Source organism: Okeania sp. SIO2F4 (assembly GCF_010672385.1).
In the GTDB taxonomy this organism is placed as follows: Bacteria; Cyanobacteriota; Cyanobacteriia; order Cyanobacteriales; family Microcoleaceae; genus Trichodesmium.
The window spans coordinates 1-10751 of record NZ_JAAHGT010000268.1 but is presented as its reverse complement, the minus strand read 5'-3'; the positions used below and the strand labels follow the sequence as shown (position 1 = coordinate 10751).

The following is a 10751-nucleotide window of genomic DNA, read 5'->3' as shown; positions in this document are numbered from 1 at the left end:
TCCAACTCAATTGGCTCTACCATTAAGTCTACAGAATGCTCCAGGTGAGGGTAGATTGAAGAAAAAGGTTTTCCTGCACTACTGTCTCCTCCCAAATAAACAACTTCAACTTTTGGATGATCCTGGAGCAGTTTCACAAGTTGCACCCCGCCATAGCCAGAAGCACCTACAATTCCTATTGGCACAGGTGCTGATTCTTTCATAGTATTAACTCTCCTAAGTAATTTTAGTAGCAAAAATTTTAACTTTTGCTGCATTTTAGTACCAAAATTCAAATTTGGTGGTATTATTATATTTTGTTTTATAATTTAATAATATTTCCTGATAATCTTTATTAGAGCTGATCGTAATGTTTGTGACGAAATAAAGGTTTTTTGTGCCAAATATGGGATTATCACAGAAGTCAGAAGTCAGAAGTCAGAAGTCAGAAGTTATATCATGTCCGGATGAACAGTTATAAATAATTAGGGAGTCCTCAGGAGTCAGGAGGCAAAAGAGGAGGGAAAAAGAAGGTATTAGGAGGAAAAAGTTTTTTATCACTAGTTAAGCGGATATGATATTAGAAGTTTAGATAGGGTGGAGCCGTCGCAGAACCTATCAAATGGATCCACCAAACGGAACAGAAGCTCTAAAAGAGATTCAGCTAGATATTGCTCAAGGAGCGGATATGCTGATGGTAAAGCCTGCTTTAGCCTACATGGATATTATCTGGCGAGTTAAGGAAGCTACAAATTTACCAATAGCAGCCTACAATGTATCGGGAGAATATTCTATGATTAAAGCTGCTGCATTAAATGGCTGGATCGATGAGCAAAAGGTAGTTATGGAAACTATGACAAGTTTTAAACGTGCTGGTACCGATCTAATCCTAACTTACCACGCTAAAGACGTTGCTAGATGGCTCCAATAGTTGAGTTTGGTTTTCATAGGTTACAAGCTTAGATTAATACTCAATTATTTCAAACTGGTTGATAATATCATGTCCGCTTGAATAGTTATATTTTGGTGAAAGGAAGGCAGAAGGCAGCTATGCTGAAGGCAGAAGGTTTTTTGCCCATTTTGACCTTATTTTATACACGCTCCGACTGGTCTTTGTAGAAATACTTCAGACCCAAATCTATACCTACTACATTTCCTGTATAGTTCCGTGTTTCTTTACGATTAGCATCAAGACACAATTGAGCATAATAACCATCAGCTCGTCTGACAACTCTTACCCGATTGATTTTCAGTCTAAATAAATCCTCTCTTGTTTCATGGTTACAGAATACAGAATGCAGAAAACTTGCCTGCCTTAAATCCATCGGTGAAATTAATACTGAGGCAATCTTTTGACAGTTTCCAGTCGGTAGTCTTATACTCAACTGAGCGAGAATGTTTTTTGAACTGCGGATACCCTCTCTAGAGCTACGATAAAAACTAGAGATTGAATTCCAAGCCCTCTCTACTGATGCTTGACGTGCCATTGAGTTCAACTTTTGAGCCACAGGAAACTCACCAGCCAGTTCTTTACAAAACACAGACAGCCTAGCCTTATTTACATCTGGCTCATCTCGCCATAATCTAACCGCTTTATTTCTAATGAATTGAGCAGTTCTTATAGCCTGTTCTAAGGCAAGATATTGTACCTTAGAGCCGAGCCGTTTAATAACTTGGCTTCTCTAATAATCATGCTTGAATTTTACCATTAATCGCAGAACTTTTGGCGATCTGCATTATTTTTTTGTTGCTCGCAATTCATGAGGGGCTGTCGCTGGAAGTAAATTCCAGCGTTTATAAGCCCCGTCTCAACACCAAACTAGCCTTATGGTTTTGGGATGAATTGCTCCATTTAGGTAAGAATCTCCGGGTTTGCCTCCTTTTTTCTCCCACTACAACAAAAATGGTTGATAAAATCATCTCTTTTGCACGCTTAGTTAGGAATGAGGATTTATTAACTTCCAGATTCCCTGTAAAGGAGTATTTCAGTGCGATACTTCTAGACGAAAATTGTGGATATTATTTTATCCTCATTCCTTAATGAATCCTCAACATTTAAAAAACTAGTTTACTAACTGCTGTTATTGTATCTCATAACAACCGGAAGTGCTGTATTTGGAATCTCTCCTAAAATAACTATATTAATTCGGGAGTTTCTCTGGCGAATTTTTTCTTTCCTAACAAAAAGTGCTTTTCAGATAGATAGACTGCACTGAGTAGGTACAACCCAAAACAATCTACCTACTCTCTACTCCCGACTCCCTATACCTACCCCAAAAGAGTTTTGTGGTCTACTTAAATGAAAAGTCCTGTAATACATGAGTATACCATTGACACTATAGGCGATAAATCACTGTAGATTCTTTAGAGGAGTTGTAAATCTGGTTAAAACTTGGTTTCGCTGCATAATAACCATTTGGAAGTGAATTAAGACAGTCAGTACCAAAATCCAGTTGGCTTGAGTAGTATGATAATTAACCAATAATGACTGTGGAAAACTGTGATTAATAATGCCATTTTAGAAGAGACTTTAAATTACTATTCAGCCTTCTGCCCTAGTTGTTTAGAAAAAATTAGGAATACCTACCATAGTAGATTAAAACTCAAAAACCTACTGGGTCAATTAAATTAACTGACTAGATAATTTACCCTATACCTGTAACATTTTTCTTTCCTCCTCCCACCTCAAAAAAATTTGCACAAGAACAATCCTTATATAGTAATAACTATTGCAAATTATTTCATAATTTTAGCTTAACTATAGGGGTAAGTTGTACATTAGGGAAATCAATATTACCTACTAAAATATTACTGGCCTTATGCCGTATAATGCTTTAGTAAAAATTTTTTTGCACAATTGATAAATTTCAGTATATATTATTAATAATCCTAACAATTTTCACTAAAATTGATTTAGTATAGTACTAATAGAGTAAGGAGAATTATTAAGAAATATGGTTGAAAATGCAAAACTTCCACTAACGGGAAAAAATTTGCTTCAAAAGGTAAAAGAACTTTCTCACTTACCACGAAGGGAAACTGCTAAACGTTGTGGATATTACACAGTCACAAAAAGTGATGAGACTCGTGTTAATCTCACAGATTTTTATGATGCACTTTTAGCAGCAAAAGGAGTTCCTTTGGATGCTAATGGTACGAAAGATGGTCGCGGTAGGGAACCAACTTATCGAGTTAGTGTTCATAAAAATGGCCAAATCGTCATAGGAGCTACTTATACTGAAACTATGGGTTTAAAACCAGGAGATGAATTTGAAATCAAGCTAGGATACAAACATATTCATTTGAAACAAGTGGATGATGAAAAAGCTAGTCATACTAATGGTAATGGCTTGCAAATAGAAGAATAAGTGGAATGGAGAGTCGGGGGATTTTAATTGACTGGGATTTAGAGGCTAATTTTAGTTGAAAAATCATTACTTACTTAATGTATCAATCTTGTCAAGATTTCCAGATTCTCCCTATTTATTTCTGGCCTTGAGGTGAAAATTAACAGGAAAAATCTAGATTTTTACTTATCTTCTAACTCATATAAGTGTTCACATAAATTGTGGCGCAAAAATAGAGGAATTTTTTACCCATTTTCAACCTGCTATTAAATTTATAATAAAGTTGGAATTATTTTCACCTGGATTAAGTAATTTGTCTATGGGGGAGTTTCAAGTTTATTCATTGTAGCAACCTTCTGTAAAATTATCCATAGTATTTTGCTGATTTTTTCCTGGTGCTTAATTATCCGGAGAGATTGGACTTTCAACAATATAATTAGTGAGTTGTGGAAGATATTAATTCCTAAGAGATTGTTTGTAAAATAAATCTAAAAAAGGGGATAGCCAACAGCTCTTCTGGAAACAGAGGGAAAACGAGAAAAAACAACTATTTCCACCATCAAAGAAGGCTAAAATATTAAATGTAACCTTTGTTTAGGCGCATCGATACCAGTGTTCAATATTGACATCCTCATCCGGCCTCAAGGCACGGATATTCCTACCGAGCCGTAGCTCCTCGGTGGGGTGAAATGGTTCTGGCTGCATATTATGCCTTGATGGAACTGGCCGACGAATGTCTGGTAATTTGGTTTTTGAGAGTGATTTCTGCTAATAATTCCCAAGCTGTATCTGTTAGTCTAATTTTTCTAAGTCTTTTTACTTCTCCTGGTTCGTTATGAAGTCGCCCTTGAGATTTTTGTTTGGTTCCTGAGTATTGATTCATGGGAATAAGCAAAAAGTTTTCTGTTCTTACGTATATACATGGTTATTACAAGTATATAAATAGTGTGGTTAACAAAACTTTACATCGTCTCCTATTTTCTACATATCTTGTCTATACCCCTTGATAGTCCAATTTTTTTTCAATCCTTTCCTTGGTTGTATCTTCAACCATTTAGTCTAAACTCCAGTACCAATACCCTACTAATAATTTTGCTATAAGCGACAGGATGTAAATCCCTGATAGTATTCCAGCTTTAATATTTAGTTGACAAACAACCTCTAACTACTAATTTCAAACATTGCATTCTAGGAAAATCATCCTTAATTATTTCAATTAACTGCTGTTGACTCTTCTCATCTTTAGCAATAAATTGAGCTGTTCCATCTCCTTGAGACCCTACTCCTTTACCACCCCAAATATATTCTTGGATAGGTGAATAATTTAGTAATGAGTGCAGCACTGGAGATGTTAATTGTGAAGGACAAGCTGGTATCATATATCTATCAAATTCGCTTTGTGCTTTGACCATTAAGCTACCTATTTTTTCTGCATCCCCTTGTTGCAAAGCTAATGTGGCTTGTTGAGTAATATCAGCATTAATAACTCCGAGATAATGTTGTACATTCTCATTTATTTCATTGAGTTCTTCTGTATAACATTTATTTAATCTGGTCAAGATTTCTTGAGTATCTTTGCTCCCACCTAAGTCAACAATCGCGAAAAATAAATCTTTTTTTGGTGGATTAAGTTCAATAATATCCGCTTTTTCTCCATCAAATATCATCATAATTGGTTGCTTACCATAAGCACAAGCTTGGTCCATCCTACCACAACGAGAAGGGGTAGTAATTTCTCCCTGATAAGCCAACTCCATTTCATCTCGAGTATTTAGGTTTAAATCATACAATAGGTTAAAAGCTCTAGCCACTAATACACAAATAGCGGCACTTGATGATAGACCTTTTTTAATTGGTAAATCTGTGAAATAATTATCTATTTCTAAACCACCTACTGGATAATTCTTGAGAACTTGATATGCAACTCCAGCCACATAACTAAAGACCCCTCCATTACGAGCTTCTGCTAATAATTTTTTTGGGTGCATAGGCAATTGAAATGACTGCATCAGACTGTCAGAATTCAAAGTTGTCCTAACAATTAAATCAGTGGGATGGGGTTTGACATCTGCATAAATTCCTTGATTAATTCCTACTACAATTGTATAACCTTTCTCTATTTGGGGGTTCATCAGACGATATCCTGCAGCCCAGTCACTATGTTCTCCAAATAAACAAAGGCGACCTGGTACAAATAGTTTCATATTGTTGTCTAAATTATTCCTAATTAGGAGCTTGATCTGCTCTCTGCTTTGCTATATCTAGATAATTTTGATACTCAAGGACTTTCATTTGTGCCGTTTGATAATTTGGGTTAGACTCTGGCACTTTTTTCATCAGATCGACAGCTTTTTGCCAGTCACTAGCTACTGCGTTCCATTCAGATTTTGTTGTAGCCGTCTTGGCTTTTTGGGCAGCACTTTGGGCGCTCTTAACAGCAAAATACCAAGGGTTAGAGTCGGCAGTTGTAGAAGATTCAGGTGTTTTTGGAGATTCGGAAGTCTGAGAATCTTGAGGAGAAGTTTCTGGTGTAGATGAGTTAACATCAGATGAGTTAACATCATTAGACTCAGTATTTTCTGAGTTTGACTGACTCAGGAATGGCAGTGGAAATATCCCACTAAAGTGCAGTATAGCAGGTGCAGCTACTGCTACTAAGAGACATCCAAGCAATATTGCCGGAATAAAAGGTATCTTCTTTTTTGAAGACTGAGGTTCTTGTGATAATTCTTCATCATCATCTTCATATTCTTCTTCCTCATCGTATTCTCCTTCCTCGTAATAATCTTCATCTGTTTCCGTTTCGTATACAGTTTCCAATTCTTCATCTAAGTCATCTACAGTTTCTGGAAAATCTTCTGGTTCAGATTCTTCTTCAAGTTCAGATGTATGGGTTGTTGGTGGCGTGCCTAAAAAAAATTCCTCTTCCCACACTGGTGTATCATCTCCAGTCTGAACACCATACACCTTGACAGTGTTGATTGATTCGACTCCCAATTTCACAATTCCAGTTCGGATAAATTCAACAAGAGAGGCTTGTTGATTAGAAACTTGATCGGATTCTAGTGTAACTTCAAGAGAATCATTGTCCTTAGTTACTTGGACATTTATCCCTTTTTTTTGTAGTGAATGATTGATAATTGAGGAGATAACTTTTGGATCTCCTTGTTTAGCAAGTTCCCGCAAATTGTTTGATGTCATGACTAGCGCTCCTTTGGGCTGGAGGGCGAACAGTTAATTTACTTAATTACTATAATCAATTTTGATATTCTTACATACTATTTCTTTGTAACAATCCCCTTAATAATTGTCTATCAAAGCTGATTTTGCTGGTGCATATCGCTCCTAAATACTTAAGTGCAGTTGAAATGCTTATAAATCTGGTTGACCAGGAACTTACCATAAATATTTGATGGAAACAAATAAACCGGAGTTATCCCTCAACTATAATTAGAGTTGTCGCTAAATAGATGGAAAAAATCGTTCAATTTAAGACATAGCAGTAATTCCAGACATTTATATATGGGAAATAGATAAAATCCTTACATGACAGGAGTTTGCCAGTTTTTTTATTTATAAAGCGACAAGTCTATAATTTATTATTAATTGCAGTTTCATCAGGAAATGGTATTACCAGCAAGGGTGAAAATTTTCACCATTTTAACGGTAAATTGTTTATTTATCAAAAAATTCGGTTTCAAGCCTATCCCTAATAAGGGGACTTTGACCATATATTTAAACAACCGGAAAGGTCTTCAACCGCTCAAATCAGGGTTGCCAAACCACCGAGGATTTGCAGAATTATCAAAACCTGCTACTCGGTCTTATATTAGCAGGAATTATCAATTTTTTACAAGATGGAATGATTAAAATTTGCTTCTTAATCCGTCTATACCTCTGGTTCAAAAAAATAATTATACTACAAATTTTAATAAAATCTCGAAGACTCTCCTAACCATAGCAAAAAAAATTATTAAATACTTGAGCTAATTCTAGAATTATGATGATGTTAATTTTATTAATCTTGAAGAATAGTGATTTGAGATGGCATTGAAGATCCAGAATTAGTAATCAGGTTGGAATTAATGGTTTAAATTAATTGTGAAATATTTTCAAGTCTATAATTTTTTTGTTTTTTGTCTTTCACATACATCTCTATAAATTTAATTTTGGTCAGGGAAGACCTCAAGAACAAATATTATAATTTACTCCGATCAATATGGGCATTATTACTCAATGAATTGTGAATCCCAGCACTTTATACTTTAATAAACTTTTCTAGAAATGTCTTTGGTGAGAAAAGAGCTGGCAAAGTTCGATGATTTTGGTTTGTAGGGTAGATATTTCCTCCTTTCCTTGCTTGAGACTTACTTCCAAATCTAACAATAAGGGCAAGCTTTTCTGTAAGTGATTTAATGATAAAGACTTTACCTCTTGCCGTAAAAAATATACTCGTTTAGGGTTGCCTATTTCTGCCACTTGGGCGATCGCCTTTTCATCTTTTTCTCCTGTCTCTATCATTAGTTTGACCCAAAACCATGTTCTAAATTGGCCTACTAAAGTAGCTACTATTCGTAATGGATGTTCATTATGGGCAATTAAATCTGCTACTAACTCCAAAGCTTTAACCGTATCTCCTGAACGAATAGCTGTGGCCAACTTCAGACTACTTTGAGTTTTAGACCCAACCAGAGTAGTAATTACTTCTAAATCTAAAACAGTATTTTGAGAATCATAAAGTTGCAATTTAGTCAATTCACTATGCAGTTGTCGGCGATTGTTACCTAAAGCTTCTGCTAAAAAAGCAACTCCAGGAGAACTAAGCTTCACTCCTATTTCCTGAGCCATTTCTTTAACTTGCTCTTCGAGTAATTCTGTTTTCCAAGGAGGAATAGGAGAGAAATCTCGAACTGCAGCCCATTTGTGGAGCAATTTTGTGGACTTAAGTCTTTTATCGGGTTTATTGGGAGTAGTAAATAATAGAACAGTGGCTTCAGGAATTTGAGGTAGAGTCCGTTCCAAATCCTCCAACAAATTTTGTGAGCAATGCTGAGTTATATTAGTATCGACGAGCCAGACAAAACGACTACCAGAACCAAACGGTGGAGTCATGGCCTGATTTAATCCAGTTTGAACTGCATCTGTTGCTGGCGAAATTTTGTCATAATTAAAGCTAGCCCAGATAGGATCGAGGACAGATTCACGCAAAGCATTAACAGCTTGCATCATTGAATATTCATCCTCGCCAAAGTAGAGGTAAATTGGCATAAGAAGCTATTTTTTGACAAGGGGCAATTAGATTGGACGATACATATCAGAACTACATTAACCGAGTAGCTCAGATGACGCTACTACAAAGTTACAAGTCTCAGTTGGAATATATCCAACCTTCTCCCAAATTTACTAAGCTGGATGGCCAGTTTCAGGCTAAATCTTTTCCTGGTTATTCGGTAATTACTCCACCTGGGGAAGAGGACTCACGAAACAGTAATTTTTATCAGCATTTACAAAAATGTCAAGAACAATTAATGGAACTATTCGGTCCGAATTTAATGATTCCGGTGCCTGGTCATAGTTTTCATTTAACCTTAGCTGATTTAATTTGGGAAAGTGCCTTTATAAATGCTAGTCAAAATAATCCTCAATTTGAAGAAAAATTACGCTCTTGTATTACGGAAAGTTTTCAGGAGTTATCTATTTCCACAAATGGCCATCAAATTCAATGGCAAATTTTTGGAATTATAGTTATGACTAGAGCGGTTGGTGTTTGTTTAGTTCCAAAAGATGAAAGTTCTTATGAACAAGTTCTGAAGTTACGTCGGTCAATTTATCAAAATCCTAATTTCATTGCTCTAGGTATTGAACAGCAATATCACTTGACTGCTCATGTTACTTTAGGATACTTTGGGGAAATTCCATCAGATTTAGATATTGCTGGTTTGGCGGATAGCATTTCAGAATTAAATCATCAGTGGTTGGAAACTACTCCAGAAATTTTGGTATATCGTGGAGAACTCCGAAAATTTGATGATATGATCAGCTACTATCGAGAATCTGATTGGCCTGTAGTAGATTTGCCATGAAGTTAGGCCATAAATAATGCTTGACTTAATTAGTTATATAAGGCCGTGTGCAACTTTTTCCAACCGACGAAATTTAGGGAGTTGTGATAACCAGACTTTCCGCTCTTGACCCAGAAACGCTGATTATTCCCTAGAAAGTTGCACATCCCCCAAGGATGAAAACTGCAATTTGAGCGATCGCTCAAATTGCTCAAGATGATGCCGTGGGTTGATTCTATTCATTCTGGTTTGGTTTATTCATATGAAAACCGCTGTAACTTAAAGATGAGACGTTTTTTCCTCTGAAACTTCCTCATAGCAAGAAAGCTTTGTGTCAATCTAAAGTTAAATGACTATATTTTTGGATAACTTTTTCTTCAATAATATGTAGAGTTTAAAATCTATTATCATTCTTTAATGTGCAACCCCCATTTTTGAGAGGGTTATCAGAATTTAAAGAAAATCCCGATCGGTTTCTGGGAAAACTCAAAATCCCTGGCAATCGAGAGACGAAAAAGGAACAAAACTTATTAGTCTATAGGATTCAAGTTATTAGTAAAGTATCTCTCAAGAAAGGATTGGTCAAATTATCGAAAACTGTCATTAAATTTCCTACTCATGTGGCTGATTCTATAGCAGAAGTAAGAATTGTTCCTAAATGTGATTGTTATGTAATTGAGATAATATATAAGACAACTAAACAGTTATTAAACCCTAATGAAATGATAGGTGCTATTGATTTAGGTGTAGATAACTTAATGGCTCTAACTTAAAATAAACCAGATTTCGTCCCTTTGTTGATTAATGGCAAACCGTTAAAAAGCTTAAATCAATTTTTCAACCAAAGTCGCTCAAAATTACAATCCTTACTCAAAGGTAATCGCCAAAGTTCTCAAAAAATTCGTCGTCTCACTAGATGTCAAAATCATTTGGTTGATAATTATCTTCATCGGGCTAGTCGTTATCTAGTTAATCTTTTAATTGAAGAAAAACTTACCACATTAGTTCTTGGCTATAATTAAGGTGGGAAACAAAACATTGAGTTAGGAAACCTCAACAATCAAAAGTTTGTGAGTATTCCTCATGAAAGACTAATCGAGATGATTACTTATATAGTTATTTAACTTAAGAATGAGACATTAAACTATACAATAATTACGAATAATTTAATCTAAAGATTTATGTGAAGGGGCATACATTCTGGCTCTCTTTAATGCACTAAAGTCATGTTCAATATTATTTAAATCAGGAGAATATTTTGGGAGAAATATTACTTGATGCTCTGTTTCTTCTACCATTTCTCGTTCTTACATTTTGGCGATGGATTGGAGCATTATCCATAATTAATACTGAAGGAATTTCG

At 35.4% G+C, this 10751-nt stretch carries 9 protein-coding genes and 3 pseudogenes; 5 read left to right on the top strand and 7 right to left on the bottom strand.

All coding sequences use genetic code 11. The annotated features are described in order from the left end of the window. Positions 1-203, bottom strand: a pseudogene (argC, locus tag F6K22_RS17860) (N-acetyl-gamma-glutamyl-phosphate reductase); the annotation flags it as partial. A 383-nt stretch (positions 204-586) separates the two neighbouring features. On the opposite strand from argC, the pseudogene F6K22_RS17855 reads away from it, so the two are divergent. Continuing rightward, positions 587-910 (top strand): annotated as a pseudogene (locus tag F6K22_RS17855) (porphobilinogen synthase); the annotation flags it as partial. Between the two features lie 160 nt (positions 911-1070). Here the strand turns inward: F6K22_RS17855 and F6K22_RS17850 are convergent. Then, positions 1071-1520 carry a hypothetical protein gene (locus F6K22_RS17850; protein ID WP_363273814.1) on the bottom strand — a complete coding sequence of 150 codons (450 nt, stop codon included), beginning with the start codon at positions 1518-1520 and terminating at the stop codon, positions 1071-1073. Between the two features lie 1413 nt (positions 1521-2933). Between F6K22_RS17850 and F6K22_RS17845 the strand changes: the two genes are divergently transcribed. Further along, positions 2934-3347 carry an AbrB family transcriptional regulator gene (locus F6K22_RS17845; protein ID WP_293100522.1) on the top strand — a complete coding sequence of 138 codons (414 nt, stop codon included), beginning with the start codon at positions 2934-2936 and terminating at the stop codon, positions 3345-3347. Between the two features lie 685 nt (positions 3348-4032). Here the strand turns inward: F6K22_RS17845 and F6K22_RS17840 are convergent. The 4 genes from F6K22_RS17840 to holA form a co-directional block, all read right to left on the bottom strand. Continuing rightward, on the bottom strand, positions 4033-4209 hold the full coding sequence (locus F6K22_RS17840; RefSeq protein ID WP_293100519.1) for a hypothetical protein: 177 nt from the start codon (positions 4207-4209) through the stop codon (positions 4033-4035). Between the two features lie 253 nt (positions 4210-4462). Next, entirely contained in the window at positions 4463-5530 is a 1068-nt protein-coding gene (locus F6K22_RS17835) for a mevalonate kinase family protein (RefSeq protein WP_293100516.1), read from the bottom strand. Positions 5531-5549: 19 nt separating this feature from the next. After that, positions 5550-6527, bottom strand: a complete 978-nt coding sequence (locus F6K22_RS17830; RefSeq protein WP_293100513.1) for a hypothetical protein — start codon at positions 6525-6527, stop codon at positions 5550-5552. A 1077-nt stretch (positions 6528-7604) separates the two neighbouring features. Next, entirely contained in the window at positions 7605-8594 is a 990-nt protein-coding gene (gene holA, locus F6K22_RS17825; RefSeq protein WP_293100509.1) for a DNA polymerase III subunit delta, read from the bottom strand. Between the two features lie 74 nt (positions 8595-8668). Between holA and F6K22_RS17820 the strand changes: the two genes are divergently transcribed. The 3 genes from F6K22_RS17820 (at position 8669) to F6K22_RS17810 (ending at position 10410) form a co-directional block, all read left to right on the top strand. After that, complete coding sequence (locus tag F6K22_RS17820; RefSeq protein ID WP_293100507.1) at positions 8669-9409, top strand: DUF1868 domain-containing protein; 741 nt, start codon at positions 8669-8671, stop codon at positions 9407-9409. Between the two features lie 398 nt (positions 9410-9807). Then, positions 9808-10161 carry a hypothetical protein gene (locus F6K22_RS17815; RefSeq protein WP_293100505.1) on the top strand — a complete coding sequence of 118 codons (354 nt, stop codon included), beginning with the start codon at positions 9808-9810 and terminating at the stop codon, positions 10159-10161. A 21-nt stretch (positions 10162-10182) separates the two neighbouring features. Beyond that, positions 10183-10410 carry a transposase gene (locus F6K22_RS17810; RefSeq protein ID WP_293100502.1) on the top strand — a complete coding sequence of 76 codons (228 nt, stop codon included), beginning with the start codon at positions 10183-10185 and terminating at the stop codon, positions 10408-10410. 144 nt (positions 10411-10554) lie between these two features. Here F6K22_RS17810 and F6K22_RS17805 read toward each other — a convergent pair. Further along, positions 10555-10751 (bottom strand): annotated as a pseudogene (locus F6K22_RS17805) (transposase); the annotation flags it as partial.